Source organism: Corynebacterium sp. CCM 9204 (assembly GCF_041357695.1).
Taxonomy (GTDB): Bacteria; Actinomycetota; Actinomycetes; order Mycobacteriales; family Mycobacteriaceae; genus Corynebacterium.
Map to the genome: position 1 here is coordinate 76,830 of NZ_JAUERX010000001.1, position 17,498 is coordinate 94,327.

Sequence of the window (17,498 nt, forward strand, 5' to 3'; positions counted from 1 at the left end):
CTTCTAGTTGTCCCCGCCTGTGCGGGGATGGTCCCCTGTCACTGAAGCGGTCGTCGGGTGGGCGTGTGTTGTCCCCGCCTGTGCGGGGATGGTCCCTGGGGAGATGCCATCAGATGTGCTTTCCTTTTGTTGTCCCCGCCTGTGCGGGGATGGTCCTAACAAGGTCGCTGTAGTAGGCGCTGGCGTCCTGTTGTCCCCGCCTGTGCGGGGATGGTCCCAAGTCCGTGGAACCACTCGGACCGGGCCGTCCGTTGTCCCCGCCTGTGCGGGGATGGTCCCTTCTCACCGAGCAGACCACGGACGCGATGGGGGTTGTCCCCGCCTGTGCGGGGATGGTCCCTCGGACTCTGAGGGGCGGATACCGATCGACTCGTTGTCCCCGCCTGTGCGGGGATGGTCCCCTGGTTTCAAAGCCGAGTACATGTGCATGTGGGTTGTCCCCGCCTGTGCGGGGATGGTCCCGGCTTGCCGTCCACGAGGGTGTCCGAGATAAGGTTGTCCCCGCCTGTGCGGGGATGGTCCCTGTATGTAAAGAAGATTGACAGCGTGCTCGATGTTGTCCCCGCCTGTGCGGGGATGGTCCCTGATGGGTGCGGTGCTTTTGACCTGCTGGTCTGTTGTCCCCGCCTGTGCGGGGATGGTCCCTAGCCCGGTTGAGGCTCTAAAAGACACTCTGCGTTGTCCCCGCCTGTGCGGGGATGGTCCCCGGGTGGGCCGATCCCATAGGAGGAACCATGAGTTGTCCCCGCCTGTGCGGGGATGGTCCCCACAATCCGCTGTTTTCTCCCGCGAAGTTCGAGTTGTCCCCGCCTGTGCGGGGATGGTCCCGCTTTGGCGCGGTCGATGGAGCGGTTCCGGGAGTTGTCCCCGCCTGTGCGGGGATGGTCCCACCGCCGGGAATTGATGCTGTCCACCCGGTGTGTTGTCCCCGCCTGTGCGGGGATGGTCCCTCCTGCTCCTCCGCGACGACAATCACGTGCCCGTTGTCCCCGCCTGTGCGGGGATGGTCCCGAACTGGAGTCACTCTCGGAGTAATTGATTTTGTTGTCCCCGCCTGTGCGGGGATGGTCCTCAGGCGCGGTTCCTCCGGCGGGAGGTCGATCTGTTGTCCCCGCCTGTGCGGGGATGGTCCCCGTCGAGGTCCACCACGACGGATGGCGCAGTGGTTGTCCCCGCCTGTGCGGGGATGGTCCCCGTCGAGGTCCACCACGACGGATGGCGCAGTGGTTGTCCCCGCCTGTGCGGGGATGGTCCCAATGGGATGACGCCGCAAAATGGCAACACCGCGTTGTCCCCGCCTGTGCGGGGATGGTCCCCACGGACGGATTATGCGGATCATCGGCGCCTAGTTGTCCCCGCCTGTGCGGGGATGGTCCCGAACTGCCGAAGAAGTCACGCCCCGACATCTTGTTGTCCCCGCCTGTGCGGGGATGGTCCCCACCTCGTGGCGTCCATCGATGCAGGCTACGGGTTGTGCCCGCCTGTGTGGGGATGGTCCCTGGCCTGGAATACCGGAATCCGTGGGATTTGGGTTGTCCCCGCCTGTGCGGGGATGGTCCCCAGTAAGGAAAAACAATGGCTACCGTTCGTATGTTGTCCCCGCCTGTGCGGGGATGGTCCCAGCACCCGCATGAGCCCGGCGATGTCCTGCTGGTTGTCCCCGCCTGCGCGGGGATGGCCCCCAGAGCGGTCGCAAGTCCGACGAGTCCGGTAAGTTGTCTCCGCCTGCGCGGGATGATCTAATCACTGATCTTCAGCACTAGCTATCTTTTGTTATCCTGCTTTCGAGGGATGATTATAACGGTCCAATACTGCACTATTGGTGGGCGTCTTCCTGACTTTCTGATGTCATCTCTGCTGAAGATAGGACGTCTCTTTACCTTCTTATTCTTCTCCGTCGAGAAGCGTGGGACCATCCTTTGGGTGTTTTGGTTTTTCGTTTGGATATAGGGCGCATGATAAGCTGTAATCCGTCTAGGTCGATGGTTGTCCACTCGTGGTTGTACATCAGTATGGAGAATCCCTGCTCCTTAGTTTGATCGGGATAGGTCATGATCGCTCTACCGCTGCCCACCTCTTCGATGATGATCGCCCAAATCTTTTCTCGTAAGCGAGTATTTACCCGACCTACGTACACGCCGGTTGATACTTCAATGAGCCATCGTGTTAGATATCCTTGTAGGGAAGGTGGGCAGCAAGATAGGATTATCGTAATCATGGGTCTAAGGATCTATATCGTAGTTTATTCCCGATTCAACCGAATCTACCTTGTCGTCCCATAGTTCGACTACATCGGGGAGGGGTGTGTCATCTGCTTCTCCACCATCTTTATTTTCAGATAGTAGGTGATTTACGTCCTGTGTCACACGGCTGAGTATTTTGTTCTCCTTGAAAAGATCCCGGCATCTTCGCCTGATCTCGGAGGTTAGACTATCAGGAGTTAGCTCTTCATTGTGAAGCCTAGCGACAGTATCAAATGCGACCGGGATGGAAACCTCTGCCTTATAAAGATCTGCAATGTCATATACGAAACTTCGGTCGTGCCCTGTGTGCACAAACCCGAGTCCAGGAGAACATCCGAGGGCGACTATCACTGAGTGAACGACACCGTACAAAGCAGCATGAGCTGCTGACAGGGCTTGGTTAATGTCATCACTGGACAGAAAATCATTGGGGTCATATTGCCTCTTCGACCACTTCACTCCTGTCGTTTCAGAGCATCGCCGGTACACATCTCTCACTCGTGCGCCTTCTCTACCTCGAAGCTGCTGCATCGTGAGGCCCTCAGTTGATTCACCGCAAAACCGCATCTCATACATTCGCCGTGCAACTCGGAGTCTGGATCGGGTGTTTGAAACCAGGGCCGCCTGTTGTTCGAGGAGCCGAGTGGATCTGGCGAGCGGTCGGCCGTGCGCGTAATATCGGACACCATTTTCCCCACACCAGATGACACTTGTTCCGCTGTCTGCGGCTACCAGCATGGCTTGATGCGTTATACGGGTACCCGGCCCGAGTAGAAGTGCTCCCAGCGTTGAAGTTGGGATATGAAGGGTCCCTTCCTCAGTGGTCGCAGTTAAAGCACCATCATCTCTCCCTATGGTGCAGTGTTCCAGGTAGATGAAGCTAATCCGATCACTGGCGCGGGTGAGTTCTGACGAGCGAGTCGGTTTACCGACTCCTAATCCTCGTGCCATCGTTTATCTCGCTGGTGCCAGTGTTAGTAGGCCCATGCCGAATCCTTTCGCGCGACCAATCCCATCAGTGAGGGTCTTCCGTAGCTGGTTTGGGTCTGTGACGCGCAGGATTCCGTCGTATTGGGCTGTCGCTAGGGTGACAGTGCGTTGGCCTCTGCGGAATCGTTGCAGACCTTTCTTGGTGACCTGGAACATCAGGTCTTCATCCGGTCCAGGAGAGGTAATTGAAAAGCCCTTTTCTTCTGTTCGTTCAGTGAGCCATTTCGTTTGATCCGCTAATGTCAGTAAACCGACCTGTTTCCTTTCCCCGTTGTCGGTTCGAATCGTTTTGCTCGGGTTAGCAGTGAGTCGGAATCGGTAGATATCTCCTTCCTGCATTCGATTCAGAAATGGATCGTAGCGTACCGAGTCCCAGGAGGACTGATTTTCCCAGCCAGCTTGTTCCTGGAGGTGGATGAACGAGGGTTGATCTCTGCTGACGATGATGAGGCTGATTGCGTGCTCGGAGCGGTCTATCCGCCATAGGACGCGGTGGCTATCGTCCCCGGTTAACTCAGGGGGGAAACAGCTCATTACGGCTGCGTGCATTTTCCAGGGATTGCCGAGAAGTTCTGTGGTTCCACGTCGCCGTGGATGCAAATTCATGCGGGACAGGTAGCTCATGCTTCACCTCTCAGGAGGAGCATTGGGTCGTGGTTGGGTGTAGAGGTGTTGCCCGCATTGCGGGGTTCCGTGAAACCATGGACGACTCCCCGAAGATCGTGTGCCCGGCCATTCTCTCGGAAACTCCGAGGCGCGTCCCTGATGAGCTCGTCGTATTTCTCCCCAGGTAAAGCATCGCGGTAATAATGGAGCCGTACTGATTCATTGAGTGAATCGATGTAGGCCTCGGACGCGATCCAGCGGTACTCGTTTAGCACCTGTTCAAGGGGGCCTTCTTCAACACCAAGGAATACTTTCTTGCTTGGAGGGCATGATCGGCGACCGAGGAAGAGTGGATATCTCGGTTTTTGAAGTGCTCCGGCTATTTTGGAGATTTCTCCTTCCTGCCCTTCGAGCGCTGCAAGGAACACGGCGTCGCAGAGATAGTCCCGGCGCGTTAGCGGCTTTGACGCCTTCTTAATGTCGGCACTTTGGGCTTTCATGTCCCAGTCGAGCTCCGTCTGGAAATCTGTAAGGAGCGGGCCGGGCTGATCGACCCGTGTTCCGAAACGGAGGGTGGCCAAGTCATCAATGGGCTCTTCACGTGAACGACCGAGCGCTGCTGCTACCAGTCCGATGACGCCACTTTTTGTTGGGTGATCGAGGGTCTTTCGGTGGTTGAAACGACTCTCACTGCCCCATGCTTGTAATGATCCGGCAAGTTGGAGTACAACGACCGTCATTCCGGGCTCCCAAGACGGTTTTTGACGGAATCGACGGCAAAATTCCTGATATCCTGAAAAGTTCCAAAGGTTCCATATTTATCCAATTCGCTCTTTGCCTCTGAGGTTGCGGCAGATCCGGAGACAAAATATCGAACGGCGACCGGATCAGTGCCGTAGTCGGTGTCTTCGCGTACAGCATGCTGGGCGAGCTTGATTACCGCTTTTTCTCCGTATCCGGAATCAGATTTAATCGCTTTTTCGAAAGCGCCAACGAAGTTTACAGGCTGATCTTCGCGGATCGACACCATGACGAGTTCGGGCCGAGTCCTGTTTCCAAAGGTGTTTTGTTTACCGGTTGGCATGGACAATGTGAAGCAAGCTAGGAAAGCTTCGACGGCACGGCAGGCAGCATCGAGTGATCCCAGATGCTCGAAGAGTTTGGGAACATTAATCGTCGCGTAGCGATAGAGCGTAGATGATGTGAACTCAACGGTTCCGATCATTTCAGCTTCAGCCGTATCTTTGACTCTGTTGTCATCACGAGCGGTGAAATAATCGAACTCGGTGAGAGCAGGGTGCACTGAGATCGCATGCGCAACTTGGCAGGTGGCGTCGGAATTCAACTTCTGCGTATTTGGTTTAGTGGTGATCATTCTACCGAACAGTGCAATGTCGATGGAATGATCATTAGTAATTGCTGCCTGTGCCTTTTTCTTTGTTATTGATTTACCGGAGTCGTTCGACTCGATACCGAGTTTTGCCAAGTTTATAATCTGGCGGTGAGACAGAAAGAGCAAATACTCGGTGACTGGGCCAGTCGCTTTCTCTTCGCCTTCCTTTACCTTGGGTTCTTTCACCTTGATCCCGGACGCAGTCAGGGTTTTTACTGCGAGGTCTTTGGCAGTGCCGGTTTCGATATCCGGTCGAAGTTCGTGGATTTTTGAAGCGATTCGGTCGACAGCGACGAGAGTGCGTTCACCAAGTTCGTCAGTATTGAGGTAGTTTTTGAAATTCTCTCTCGCGGCGTGTTTCCAGGCCTGACTCGACACACGGGAACGCCGTACACCACCGTAGATGGCTGATTTCGGGCTTCCGGTGTCATCCCTGTTGATGCATGACGGTGGTACGGACTGGATGATGTGGATGTCGAGGTAGAGATTATTGGTTGTCATGAGATTACCTTTCGTGGGTTATTAGGGCAGGATTCGGGATTGGTTTTCGGGGCGGTACGGTGAAGCTGTCGTCCCCAGCGAAGTCGTACCCCGGGGGCGCTCTCGGCAAACTGTAGTTCATAGAGATCAACAGTGAGTTGCGCATAGTCGAGGGGTATCTTATGCGCTCGAAACTGCTGTATGAGACCCCGGGCATGATGTCTGGATGCTTCGAAGGTTTGAGCTGTTGCTAGGGCTCGGAATCTGCGTAGCGTTGATTGTTCGAATTCCTCCGTATTCGAGGGATCTGCGAGGCGTCGAACAGCGTCTCCGAATCCGGTGCGATGCCTGGACTCCAATCCGTCGTCCCGCATGGGTACGTGCATGGGGCTACGTTGGGACTGTTGATGGATTCCATATAATCCGAAGGCTGTGTACACCGCGCTTTCTGCGTAACTCGGCTCGTTGTATTGATTGCTGGTCGCAGGTAAGCCCGAAAGAACAAGCGGCCACATGTCGGGCATGTCACCGAGTTCTCTTGTTGTACTTGATCGCATGAGTGCTAGCTGTGCCTTGGCCCGGCTTTCCTCATGCAGGTAGCGGGTTTGAAGATCGGCAATTTGGCGGTTCATCTTGGCTCTTAGAACTGCCCTCATTGAACGCTGCTGTGTGTCGGTGATGTCAGTCATGAGGATTCTCGGTTTTCCCTTCTTCAGGAATGAGGGTAGCTTCTGTTTCTTCACGGGGGAGAATTCTATTGATCTCCGCCATGTACCGGGCGTGGACCAGCGGGGAGGTGTAGATGCGACCATCATGTTCTCTGCCCGTCCACGCACTTTCACCTGCGTTCACCACGAGATTTTCTGCTAAATCCAAGGCGAGTGCGCGGAGAGATGAGGCCCATTTAACCCTTTCCGCATCTTGATCGCACTGGGCGGTGATGCCGGTGAGCCATGTACGGAACATCGGATCCACCCGACTGAAATACTGAACGGAAGCGTGCGTTCGCTGTCCTTCCGGTGTTCCTCCTGTTGCGATCGCAAGATTTCCTGCGAGATTTGTGTATTCTCGGCCGACCTGGGTTGCACGTTCGACCGCAGAAAGGACCAGCCCCTGAAGGTTCTGCGCGTCAGCGGAGGCGAGTTCGCTGGATAGACTGAGGGAGTCATGGAGGATAGTGTTGACTACGGATTTCTGGGTGCCGTACTCAATGCTCACGACGTCGAGAACGATACGGTATGCGGGTGGAAGAAAACCATTGGTTAGTCGGCCGACCCAGGTGACGTTATGTGGGGGAATGGACCCGCGAACCTTGCTCTTGTTGGGGCCCACGACCATGCTCGGATCCGGGTTGGGGAGAAGTGTTTCAAGTCCCTGCCACATGGTCTGCCCACGGGTGAGGGTTCGGGGAATGTAGATGGAGCGTTTCGCTTTATTAGATTCAGACTTCGAATATTTGAATGGGGTCATGGTCTCGTTTTGGAGTTGAGCAGCGACGTCAATTTCATCTCCGTTGCAGACCAAGGCGCCGGTGACCACGCCGTCTTGAACTCGAAGCCGAATTCGCCGCTGCGGCCAGGTAAACAGTGCCATTTGGCCTGGTGGCCGCAAATCTGGCCTCGGCCCTGAAGGTAGCGGAGGCTCCTCCCACAGCGGGAGATCATCGACTTCTGGAACTCGGCCTGCGATGAAATTGAGAAGCAGCGTTTCGAGTAGTGTGCTGCCCACGACCGTCGTTCCGCCGAGCTGTCCACACCACCCGATTCCCATGGGGGAACCTCTTCCACCTGTAACCCGGGGATCATCACACTGGCCTGATTTGATTCCTGAGTAGTCCCATGCGTTCGCGTGGATCAGCCATCGGGCCCCCTCAGCCAACGATATCGGCGTAGTCGGGTCTGTGCGGGTGTACAGGGCAGCTCCCCCGGGACTGTCCGGGATGATCACTGAGAGATCCTTCCACGTCCCGGAGGGCTTCCGAAGCGTAGCGGCCTGGAGAAATGGGTGTTCTGAGTCGCAGAGGTCGAATCTGTCATGCCAGGTATCCAGGTACTCATCCACCATCTCGGTGTCGAGACTCCTTAGATCCCACATTTGCTTCCAGTAACCGAGAGGATCGTGTTTAAGCTCCTCTCTTAGTGCACGGTAGAGGATGGCTAGGAGTATCCGGAGAATCGCGAAATCCATGGTTGGGAGTTCTCCGCCCAGTTGTCTGTAGTTAGATGCTGAATGAAGCAGTTTTCGTGCCCCAACCTCTTCCACATCCCCGGTCTGGTTGATGACTTTTATCCAGGGTTGGTCAATGAGGTTAAATGTAGGAACGCTCATGATGTAGTCATGCTCCTGAGTTTGTGCCAGCGTCTTTTTCTATATTTAGGCCAGTTTCTGTATCGTACCAGATTTTGTACTGACCAATCGTTGTTGAAAAATACTCGTCGAGGACTAATGGAAGTTGTCCCCTCAGCCAGTGAGATTTTTGCCACACATCGATGTAGTTGGTTTCTAGTATGTCAAGAACGTCATCTCCCAGTTTACCTTTAGCAAGAAAGGCGGGAAGAGTCACAGTGCACATTGCAATATTACGTGCTAGCTCATCATCGACGCCAATAATTGGATTGACGACACATTTTCCATAGTCACCCAGCCAAGGGAGTGTTATCAGGCTGTCACCTTGACGCTGAATCACAATGACTTCGTAGGTTGCGTCTGCATCCCGAACCTGTGGAACTCCGATCTTTCGGTCACCTGGCTCTTCGTCACCGATGGTGGCCCACCCGACGGTTCCACCCCGGCTGGGAGGCGGTACCAAGAATGTGGACGCGCGAGCGCGGCTCTCGTGGCGTTGCTGAGTTTCTTTTTCGTGTGCGTTGCTCCATGTTTCTGCCCACGAAGAAGGATGATTTAGGTCTGTGGAGTAGGCGCTGTCGACGAGTGAACTTACATTTGTCGGAGATGTGATGACCGTGCCATGGCGAAGAAGCGTTAGCGTTGTGCGCAGGAGCGCAGCCTCCCCGTAGACGTACCTGGAACCTTTGGGGAAACTGGGGGGATCAACAGGTATTTCTGAACGCTCTAAATCCACGCCGGTGACTCCGGAGATGTGTAATATCGCTGACCGTAGATTCACTGGACGTCGGGCATTATTGGTCTGATGGCGGTGCATCCGGCCTGCTCGTTGTATGAGCAGATCCATGGGGGCTAGATCGGACACTAGTGCATCAAAGTCGATGTCCAGGGATTGTTCTATCACCTGAGTAGAAACAACGATCAGGCGAGCTGGACGTTGACCGTTCGGTCCGAGCAGTGTGAGTAGCTTCTTTTCACGTGATCTCCGGTCGACGGCGAGGAACCTTGAATGAAGGAGAAAGATCTCCTTTTCAGGAATAGATGCTGCTAGTGTGCTGTAGATTTCTTGGGCTCTGGACACCGTGTTGGCGATAATACCTACGCATCCGCCGCCACTTGTTATCTCGAGTGCTGTTTGTGCAATATCGTCCGCAGATTCCCCGATCGAGCGGATGAAAAAAGTTCTCGTGCGTCCGGATGGAGGGGGGGTTCGTACTTTTATCTCGCCGTTCGAGACGCATGATATTGCTGGGTAAGCGGTAACCTCAGTAGCCTTCTTCCACAGGTTTTCCTCGGGGTCGGGCAGAGAATCTTGTCTCCGTGCACGACGCTCGCTGAAACTCATTGACTTTGGGCGACCGGGCACGGAGCTGAGCTGCCCCCTCGCGTAGGCCGTACACATCTCAGCGCGTCGTGCGGGGGATAGCGTGGCAGAGAGAGCGATGACTGTGGTGCCGGCCGCTCCGAACCACTCCAAGACTCTGTCAAGGTAGACAGACATATAGGTGTCAGCGGAGTGAATCTCATCCAGTATCACGACCTTTCCGGTCAACCCCAGATGTCGAAGCATGACGTGTTTTGATGCGAGAGCAGAAAAAAGTACTTGATCGATGGTCCCGACACTGAAGTCTGCTAGTGATGATTTTTTTCGACCTTGCAGCCACCAGTGTGCCGAGATCTTTCCCCATTCATCATTGTGTCCGGATTCTCCGAGATCGTCGTATACCGGATGTAGGTGGTTCCGGCTTTCCAAAAGCCCGCGATACTCATCGTTGAACTGAGCCCGTGAGTGGCAGAGCACCGCCGATGCTTTCATATTCTCTGGTATGGCACGCTTAAGCCAGGAGAGAATTCTGTTGAATATCCCGTCGCTGGTGGCACAGGTAGGCAACGCTATAACGGCTCCGCCATATTGGAATCGGGATGCGACGATTTCGGCTGCGGCGAGTGCAGCTTCCGTTTTTCCTTCTCCGGTCGGGGCTTCGATGAGAATGAGGCCGGGGCCGTCGATCTCCGAGGCTGATTCCATCGCTGCAAGCTGAATGGTTCGCGGAGTGGATCCGGGGGGAAGGTCGAAGCGCGAGGAGAAAAGGGCTTCGGGGTTGGCGGGGATAGATGGAGACCATGGTGCCGGGAGTGCGAGGTCGCGTAGAGCTTGCTGGGTTCGACTGTTCCGGTCGGCATTGCGCGTCAGCGGAAACAGATCGGCATTGGACGCGATCCAGTCACACACTATGACGAAGCCCGTTAAAGAGTGGAGCGCGGATTGAGTCGGAGTGCAACAGGCCAAGGTCTCAATCTCGGCATCTGAGAGTCCGGCTGTTGCGGCTGCGCGATCCCACCATATGAGTCGGTCTTTACTCCAATGGAGGTGTTCTTCATTGGCAAAGGCGGACACGTTCATTGGAGTGCAGGTTCCGTCAGGATAGACGCCGTGATGTCCTCCGACAACACCTGCGAGAGCGCCAGCTCCAGGAGCACCCCAGGTGCCGGACTTTGCTTCGAACCATTTGAGCATACTGAGATAACTGATTATAGAGTGAGGGGCTCTGCGCCTTTCTCCGGGGGAGAGGGGGATGAAACGCATCCCCGCGTCACGCATCCGGTCGGCAAGTGGTCGGACCTGCATGGCAAATGCTGATGAATGTTTACCGATGTCATGGCCAGCGGCGAGAAATACCGCAGCTTTTTTCGCGAGTAGCTCGGTAGTGAACGACGTCGCCACCAAGCGTCGGGTGGCTTGTGGTAGCCAGTTTTCCCACATGATGTCGGCTACAGAGGCCGTGTCATCGAGGTGTATGTAAAGGGGAAGCATCTCCGTGCTGTCCTCGCCGTAACGCCGCGGGGATTTTGCCCAGGAGCTTGTGAGGGGGTTAGGTGGAGGGGGCTGTTGGTGAAAGACGCTCTGCATACTCGCTTATCCTGCCGTCGTGGTCCGGGGTACCTGTGGGGGCAACCAATACTCTGCCAAAAGTATGGGACACGTTGCCCGGAAAGATCGAATATAAGTTCGACACCCTGCTGTAGGGGGGGCGGTTTCGACAATGTCTGAGCGGGATGTTGAACCTGCTCATTCCGAAGAAGCTCGTCTCCGGTTGGGGATAAGGGTAGGAGCCTGCTGGGAAGTGGCGCAATGGGGTATAGCATAATTATTCACGCTGATGATCATGCTCCGTTTGGGGGTATGCACAATTTATCTGGCGGCGACGGTGGGGAAGATTGCTCGAACGGTCGGGGCGTGGACACTGTAGAGAAGTCGCTAAATTGAAGCAGGAGTTCAGCTAAGTGTTATGGCAATGGCGTCCACTACTCCTTTTTCTTGTCGCGGATTTCGGTATGAGGCTGGCAGATGGCTGTAAGTGAGCTGCTCTGAATCTTTTCTGTTGCACGAACAGGGTGTGGTGACAGTCTCGAAGACCTGACGTTGCTACTTGGATCCTCCAAGTATGGTCAAGGGCTTGTTGTCACATATCGGAAGTGATTTTCGGTCTATCCCAGTTGTCTCTGTGGGTATGTTGACCAAAGTGGGTGCTCCCGGGGCACTGGAAGGTCCGGACGGGATGTTTCTTGTGGCATGGTCCGGGGTTGTTGAAAAGCGTCGGACCCAGATGAGGGAACTCGGGGACATTCTGGGTGCACAAGAAAATCCCCGGATCTAAGATCCGGGGATTTTCTTCCACTTGGGGGTGGCTGACGGGACTCGAACCCGCGACACCCAGGATCACAACCTGGTGCTCTACCAGCTGAACTACAGCCACCATTGCTGACTGCACTGTCGGTTTCCCTGACTGTGAGCAGCGAGGAACAGCTTAACCCAGATCCCTGGTTTTACAAAAACCGGGCGTAGGCGTTCTCTGATTCGGTGGCTGCAACCTGGGTTTCCTCTGTTCCGGGGCCGGGTTGTGTGACGAAGATTGCGCGGCGGTAGTAGTCCAGTTCCCGGATTGATTCGATGATGTCCGCGAGTGCCCTGTGAGCCATTCCTTTGTCCGGCTGGCGGAAGTAGACCCGTGGGTACCAGCGTCGCGTGAGTTCTTTGATGGATGAGACGTCGATCATTCGGTAGTGCAGTGTGGCGTCGAGAAGTGGCATGTATGCCCTGATGAAGCTGCGGTCGGTGGCGATTGAGTTTCCTGCGAGTGGTGCAGGGTGTGCGGGATCGCAGTGCTCGGTGATGAGGCTCAGTACCGCTTGTTCGGCCTCTTCCAGCGATACCGTGGAGGATCGGATCTCTTCTGTGAGGCCGGAGGCCCGGTGCATTTCGGACACGAAGCCGTCCATCTTGGAGAGTTCCTCTTCCGTGGCGTGGACCACTAGGTCCACGCCTTCGCCGAGAATGTTCAGGTTGGCGTCCGTGATGACGGCCGCCACCTCGACGATCACGTGCTCGGATGGGTTGAGGCCGGTCATCTCCAGGTCTATCCAGACGAGCCGGTCGTTTTTCGCCGGGATTTTCGTGTCTTCTGTTATTTCGGTCTTGTTGTGGGGCATCATTCAACCCATTTTCTTGTAGAAGGATCCCATGATCGGGGAGATGAGGGCTGTGGGGGCCACCGCACTGATCCGGTCCATCGCCTTTCCGAGGGGGCCGGGGACGACGCGACGTCGATTTCCCGACATCGCGCTGAGTGTTTCCCTGGAGCAGGATTCGTAGGTGGTCCAGAGGAAGTCCGGGACTACTTTGTCGACGATTGATTTGTTCGCTTCATCGATGACTGCATCGCGGACGGGCCCGGGGGCGAGCAGCGTACAGGAGACACCGGTTCCCTTCAGTTCATAGTGCAGGGCTTCCGTGAACGCATTGACGCCCGCTTTGGTGAAGACGTAAGTCGCGTTGTTGGGGATCGGCATGTTTCCTGCCGCGGAACCCACGTTGCAGATCGCTCCTCGACCACGGTCCAGCATGCCCGGAAGCACTGCCCGGGTCAGTTCGAAGACCGCTGCGGCGTTTAACTGGAACTGTGCTGTCTCGTAGTTCCAGTCTTGGTCCATGAAGGGGCCGAAGCTGGCGATGCCTGCGGAATTGATGATGATGGTGATGTCCCGCTCCCGGATTTCGTCGATCAGCTCGTTGCGGGCGGCGGGATCGGAGAGATCGCAGGGGCGGACCTCGACGGTCACACCGTGGGTGGCGTGTAACTCGTCGGCGAATGCTCGGAGCACATCTTCGCGCCGCGCCACGAGAATGAGATTGTGTCCGAGACGGGCCAGGTCGCGGGCCATTGCCATGCCGATGCCCTGGCTCGCTCCGGTCACCAGTGCTCGGGCATCTTCGCGGGGGGAGGGTAAGGCCATGGGGGCTCCTTCTTGGGGAACGCGGGTCCTGAATTGGGGTGACCGGCTTATCGTACCGGTCTGACACGACGTTAGTGCCAGAGTCAGGATTGCGGGATCGGGTGCGGAGTTTTTCACGCTGTGGGCTTTTTATCGCAGATGCTCGATGAGGGTGGTTGGCCCCGGGCATTCATCGTTTCCGAACCTGGTGATGGTCGCTTCATCCCGATGGTGGCCGCTGGAACTGTGCGGTGCTCTGCATGGAAAAGCGGCGCCCACCCCGAACCATCATCCGAAGTTTGGGGTCGGCGCCGTATGGTGCCCCCGGCAGGATTCGAACCTGCGACCAGCCGGATAGAAGCCGGATGCTCTAATCCACTGAGCTACGGAGGCGTGTTGAAAGCCCCTACCGAGAGTCTCATCCGGTTTCACGGGCACATTGTGCGTTGCGGGTGGAAACCGGAACCCGTGAGGTGTCCGCTCAGAGCGGCTTGTCACACGTTGGGACGTGGTCGGGATCTTTCCGATAAGAGACTCTAGCCTACATTCAAGGTCTTGCTCCAATGGGAGTCTGGATGAGGGCTTCTGTGGGTGTTGGTGAATGGTGTCGTGATGATAGTGGACTGATGATTAGTGGAGGTTTAACTCAGGTAAGCCTTGGCGAAAGTGTGAGATCTGGATGCGTTGCCGTTAAGTTCCGGGGTGGTAAATTGAAGCGTGGCTTCTTTCGGGGGGAATCTTTTACTGCGGGACGATGATTATATTCGCAGGTAGGGACGGTTCTGCGGGGAAAAGCTCAGGAAACCGTGTGCTCCTACGTACGACTTAAGTTATGCTTCTGACGAACTGTAACTCACCACTCAAGGAGATTCTCTTGAAACTCAGCAAAAAAGCCCTGGCCCTGATGGTCGCAACCGCCCTCCCGTTGACCGTTGTCGCCCCCGCGTACGCGACCGAGGACAACAAGGACAACAAGCCCGTTCTCAGCTCCGAGGAGAACAAGGACGCTGCTGTCACGAGCGAGGATGAAGAGGTCATCGAGAGCTCCGTCAAGGTTGACGGAGAAGGCTCCAGCGACAAGGACAGTGACAAGATGGGCTCCAGCGATGAGGACGGCAACCCTGTCCTCACGAGTTCGGATGAGGAAGCCGGCGAAAGCTCCGTCAAGTCCGACGACTTCAACTTCGGTTCCAGCACCACTGATCCGCAGGATGACGGCGACAGCAAGGACAAGAACGGTTCCAGCGAGGACGCCGACGGCAACAAAGTCGATCTGGGCAGCGCATTCCTGGGTCTTGTAGCTCCGTTCGCTGTCTTCGCCGGTGTTATCGGTCTGATTACCGCTGGTATTTCCTGGGCGGTTTCCCAGGGCCTGATCCCGAACTTCTTCGGTGGATCCCATGCCGCTCCGGCTCCGGCTCCGGCTCCCGAGAACACCCATCCCGCGCCGAAGGGCAAGGGTATCCCGAAGAACTGATACGTTCTTCACCCGGTGTCGGTATCCTGACAAGAGGGATCGGATTTACGTCTGAGCTTTCAAAGTCGAGTATTGATCGACATGAACGAAAGACCCCGCACTACAGTGCGGGGTCTTCGCATGCCGGAACAAAAGTGTGCGCTGGTGCCCCTGTGGTTCGCAGTCCGTGGGGGGCGGTTACGGGGAAACGCACCCTCTGATTTCCGTGCATCGGTTCTGGTGTCGTTCGACGCCATGTGATTGACAGCATCGGGTGGACCGTCGATGACGTTTGTTCCCGTCACGTGGGTCTTGTCGTGCAGGCTAGGGTATCGGGTGGAGGTCGGGATACGCTGGCAACATGCATGGAGAAGCTGTGGATGTTGTGCGGGGTGACCGGCAGGTTGGGTCGGATGAGTCTCCCCGGAGAATCCGGTCGGGTGTGAAGTCCGCACGCCGGGCCCGAGGTTCATCCGGTATGTACCTTCTGTTCCTTCTGACGGCGGGTACGGTCGGGTCGGTTATTTCGTGGGGGTTTCTCGCGGAATCTTTGGCGGCCCTGGGTATTCCTGACCCCGGTCCGATCACCACCGCCGGGCTACCCATGCTCCGGGGGATCGCGATGATGCTGGTCGCGTTGTCGGTGGGTTCGTTTCTTTTCAGCGGGTTCTTGACCTCGCCGGTGGGGAGGCCACTCGCGACGGAGGAGATCCGGGAGATTCGGTCCGGGGTTGCTCCGGGCCGTGGTTCCCGTGTTGGGGGGCAGTGGGAGGGGACAGAGCAGTCTGATCCGCCATCTGGCGATCATGAGGTCGATCAGGATGCTGGTGATGAGATCTCGGAGGAATCCGGTCCGGATAATGTGACGACTGAGAGGCTGTACGCCGCGAAGTTGGGTGTGGATGGTTCGGTCGCCGCGCGGGAGGGGTCGTTGGCGGCAGCGTGCGTCGGGTTGATCGCGCTTCTGATGATTCCGCTGTATCTGTCTGATGTTTCCGGTCAGCCGTTCACTCTCACTGTCCGTCCGGAATCTTGGCTGATTGCGTTGTCGCAGGTGCCGACATCACTGGCATGGTTCGTTGTTGCGTGCATCGCTTTCTCTACGGCGATTCTCGGGTTGTTGTCGAGTCGGTGGATGATGCAGCCGATACTGCTTCTCGGGGCGATCGGTATGGTCGTGCCCCTCGGTCTCGAGGGGCACTCCGCCACGGGGGGTGATCATGATTTCGGTACGAACTCTTACCTCTGGCACCTGCTGTTCATGACGCTGTGGGTTGGTGGTCTGATGGCGCTCATCGCGCATGGACGTCGTCGGGGCACGCAGATGGATGTCGCTGTTCGGCGTTATTCGCTGATCGCCTTGGTATCGATCGGTTTCATGACGGTTTCAGGTCTCGTGAACGCCGCGATCCGCATCCAATGGTCTGATTGGTTCACCACCGGCTACGGATTTTTGATCACCGCCAAGACTGTGGGTGTGATCGTGCTTGCCCTCTTCGGGTTCATCCACCGACGGGTGACGATCTCAGCACTCAACCAGAATCCGGCGGATCATGCCTTGTTCCGCAGGGTCGCAGTGGTCGAGGTTCTGGTGATGGCCGCGATTACCGGGGTGGCGGTGTCGCTCGGCCGGACCCCGCCGCCGCCACCGCGGTCGGCAGATCTGAACACGATGGACATTCAGCTCGGGTACAAACTCTTCGAGGAACCGACACTGTGGAATGTGTGGACGATGTGGCGCTTCGATCTGGTCTTCGGGACAGTCGCCATCATTTTTGCGCTTGGGTACGGCTGGGCGGTTCATCGTCTGCGCCAGCGCGGTGTGGTCTGGCCGATGGTGCGCACATTCTGGTTCCAGGCGGGGAATGTGATGCTGCTGTTCACCATGTGCTCCGGTATCGGGATGAACATGCCGGCGACGTTCTCGATGCACATGATCGGGCACATGATCCTCACCATGGGGGTTCCTGTGTTTTGGGTTTTGGGGGGACCGTTCACTCTGTTCCTCGCGGCGCTGGAGCCGGGGAGTCCGGATACTCCGGGGCCCCGGGAGTGGTTACTTGTCGCCATCAATAATCCTGCCGTTCGTGTTCTCACTCATCCCGCGGTGAACACGATCCAGTTCGTGGTGCTCTTCTACATCCTCTATCTCACGCCGCTTTATGACGTCGCCGTGACGGAGCATGCCGGGCACCTGATGATGAATGTCGTGTTTCTGTGGTCCGGGTTCATGTACTACTGGGAACTCATCGGTGTCGACCCAGTCCCGGTGCAGCGCAGTCCGATGGGTAAGGGGGCATGGCTGTTCTTCTCCCTGCCGTTCCACATGTTCTTCGGCGTCACCCTTATGCAGATGCAGACGGTTCTCGCCTACGATTTCTACTCCACGCTGGGGCTGCCGTGGGACATCGATCTGTTGAAGGATCAGACGGTGGGTGGCGGTATCGCATGGGCGTCGGGCCAGTTTCCGCTGCTGATCATCTTTGGGGCGGTCCTGTTGCAGTGGTGGCGTGCGGATCGACGGGAGATGCGGATCTATGACCGTCGTGCTGACGCCACCGATGACGAGGACATGGCCGCCTACAACGAGATGCTGGCCAAGATGAATGCCGGGGAGAACTACTTTGACGAGTACTACGAGCAGGACATCAGTACATCCCGGAGGGCGAACGGTCGTGACGAGGGACGATAACCCGACTGTCGATGACTG

The 17,498-nt window shown here is 56.6% G+C and carries 12 protein-coding genes, 2 tRNA genes and 1 CRISPR repeat array (1 of these 15 only partly in view); of the genes, 2 read left to right on the forward strand and 12 right to left on the reverse strand.

Annotated features, from left to right (window positions below):
- Positions 1-1,743: direct repeats of the CRISPR family, unit length 29 nt; unit sequence GTTGTCCCCGCCTGTGCGGGGATGGTCCC; it begins 3,105 nt to the left of the window's first position.
- Between the two features lie 133 nt (positions 1,744-1,876).
- The 12 genes from cas2e to QWU43_RS00390 all read right to left on the reverse strand — a co-directional run bounded on the left by cas2e (position 1,877) and on the right by QWU43_RS00390 (position 13,725).
- Positions 1,877-2,218, reverse strand: coding sequence for a type I-E CRISPR-associated endoribonuclease Cas2e (cas2e, locus tag QWU43_RS00335; RefSeq protein WP_370916851.1), 342 nt, complete (start codon positions 2,216-2,218; stop codon positions 1,877-1,879).
- Between the two features lie 4 nt (positions 2,219-2,222).
- Positions 2,223-3,194: a type I-E CRISPR-associated endonuclease Cas1e gene (cas1e, locus tag QWU43_RS00340; protein ID WP_370916852.1), complete on the reverse strand. Its 972-nt coding sequence runs from the start codon at positions 3,192-3,194 to the stop codon at positions 2,223-2,225.
- A gap of 3 nt (positions 3,195-3,197) precedes the next feature.
- Positions 3,198-3,857: a type I-E CRISPR-associated protein Cas6/Cse3/CasE gene (gene cas6e / locus QWU43_RS00345; RefSeq protein WP_370916853.1), complete on the reverse strand. Its 660-nt coding sequence runs from the start codon at positions 3,855-3,857 to the stop codon at positions 3,198-3,200.
- Complete coding sequence (gene cas5e, locus QWU43_RS00350) at positions 3,854-4,579, reverse strand: type I-E CRISPR-associated protein Cas5/CasD (protein ID WP_370916854.1); 726 nt, start codon at positions 4,577-4,579, stop codon at positions 3,854-3,856. The genes cas6e and cas5e overlap by 4 nt, the downstream gene beginning before the upstream one ends.
- Positions 4,576-5,733 (reverse strand): type I-E CRISPR-associated protein Cas7/Cse4/CasC, encoded by a 1,158-nt coding sequence (gene cas7e, locus QWU43_RS00355; RefSeq protein WP_370916855.1) that lies wholly within the window; start codon positions 5,731-5,733, stop codon positions 4,576-4,578. Before cas7e ends, cas5e begins: the two co-directional genes overlap by 4 nt.
- Complete coding sequence (gene casB, locus QWU43_RS00360) at positions 5,730-6,401, reverse strand: type I-E CRISPR-associated protein Cse2/CasB (RefSeq protein WP_370916856.1); 672 nt, start codon at positions 6,399-6,401, stop codon at positions 5,730-5,732. The genes cas7e and casB overlap by 4 nt, the downstream gene beginning before the upstream one ends.
- Positions 6,394-8,040: a type I-E CRISPR-associated protein Cse1/CasA gene (gene casA, locus QWU43_RS00365; RefSeq protein WP_370916857.1), complete on the reverse strand. Its 1,647-nt coding sequence runs from the start codon at positions 8,038-8,040 to the stop codon at positions 6,394-6,396. The genes casB and casA overlap by 8 nt, the downstream gene beginning before the upstream one ends.
- A gap of 7 nt (positions 8,041-8,047) precedes the next feature.
- Positions 8,048-10,969 (reverse strand): CRISPR-associated helicase Cas3', encoded by a 2,922-nt coding sequence (gene cas3 / locus QWU43_RS00370; RefSeq protein ID WP_370916858.1) that lies wholly within the window; start codon positions 10,967-10,969, stop codon positions 8,048-8,050.
- A 774-nt stretch (positions 10,970-11,743) separates the two neighbouring features.
- Positions 11,744-11,816, reverse strand: a tRNA-His gene (locus QWU43_RS00375).
- Between the two features lie 70 nt (positions 11,817-11,886).
- Entirely contained in the window at positions 11,887-12,549 is a 663-nt protein-coding gene (gene orn / locus QWU43_RS00380; protein ID WP_370915732.1) for an oligoribonuclease, read from the reverse strand.
- A gap of 3 nt (positions 12,550-12,552) precedes the next feature.
- The gene (gene cmrA / locus QWU43_RS00385) at positions 12,553-13,353 is read right to left on the reverse strand and encodes a mycolate reductase (protein ID WP_370915651.1); all 801 of its coding nucleotides are present in this window, start codon (positions 13,351-13,353) and stop codon (positions 12,553-12,555) included.
- Between the two features lie 295 nt (positions 13,354-13,648).
- A tRNA-Arg gene (locus QWU43_RS00390) sits at positions 13,649-13,725 on the reverse strand.
- 481 nt (positions 13,726-14,206) lie between these two features.
- On the opposite strand from QWU43_RS00390, the gene QWU43_RS00395 reads away from it, so the two are divergent.
- Together QWU43_RS00395 and QWU43_RS00400 are read left to right on the forward strand one after the other, a co-directional pair.
- A complete protein-coding gene (locus QWU43_RS00395) occupies positions 14,207-14,809 on the forward strand; it encodes a hypothetical protein (RefSeq protein ID WP_370915652.1) in 603 nt (200 codons plus the stop codon).
- A 457-nt stretch (positions 14,810-15,266) separates the two neighbouring features.
- Positions 15,267-17,480, forward strand: coding sequence for a cytochrome c oxidase assembly protein (locus QWU43_RS00400; RefSeq protein ID WP_370916859.1), 2,214 nt, complete (start codon positions 15,267-15,269; stop codon positions 17,478-17,480).
- Positions 17,481-17,498: the final 18 nt, after the last annotated feature.

Coding starts and splice junctions, on each gene's coding strand:
- cas2e (WP_370916851.1), bottom strand. CDS start 2,218: ATGATTACGATAATCCTATCTTGCTGCCCACCTTCCCTACAAGGATAT.
- cas1e (WP_370916852.1), bottom strand. CDS start 3,194: ATGGCACGAGGATTAGGAGTCGGTAAACCGACTCGCTCGTCAGAACTC.
- cas6e (WP_370916853.1), bottom strand. CDS start 3,857: ATGAGCTACCTGTCCCGCATGAATTTGCATCCACGGCGACGTGGAACC.
- cas5e (WP_370916854.1), bottom strand. CDS start 4,579: ATGACGGTCGTTGTACTCCAACTTGCCGGATCATTACAAGCATGGGGC.
- cas7e (WP_370916855.1), bottom strand. CDS start 5,733: ATGACAACCAATAATCTCTACCTCGACATCCACATCATCCAGTCCGTA.
- casB (WP_370916856.1), bottom strand. CDS start 6,401: ATGACTGACATCACCGACACACAGCAGCGTTCAATGAGGGCAGTTCTA.
- casA (WP_370916857.1), bottom strand. CDS start 8,040: ATGAGCGTTCCTACATTTAACCTCATTGACCAACCCTGGATAAAAGTC.
- cas3 (WP_370916858.1), bottom strand. CDS start 10,969: ATGCAGAGCGTCTTTCACCAACAGCCCCCTCCACCTAACCCCCTCACA.
- orn (WP_370915732.1), bottom strand. CDS start 12,549: ATGCCCCACAACAAGACCGAAATAACAGAAGACACGAAAATCCCGGCG.
- cmrA (WP_370915651.1), bottom strand. CDS start 13,353: ATGGCCTTACCCTCCCCCCGCGAAGATGCCCGAGCACTGGTGACCGGA.
- QWU43_RS00400 (WP_370916859.1), top strand. CDS start 15,267: ATGTACCTTCTGTTCCTTCTGACGGCGGGTACGGTCGGGTCGGTTATT.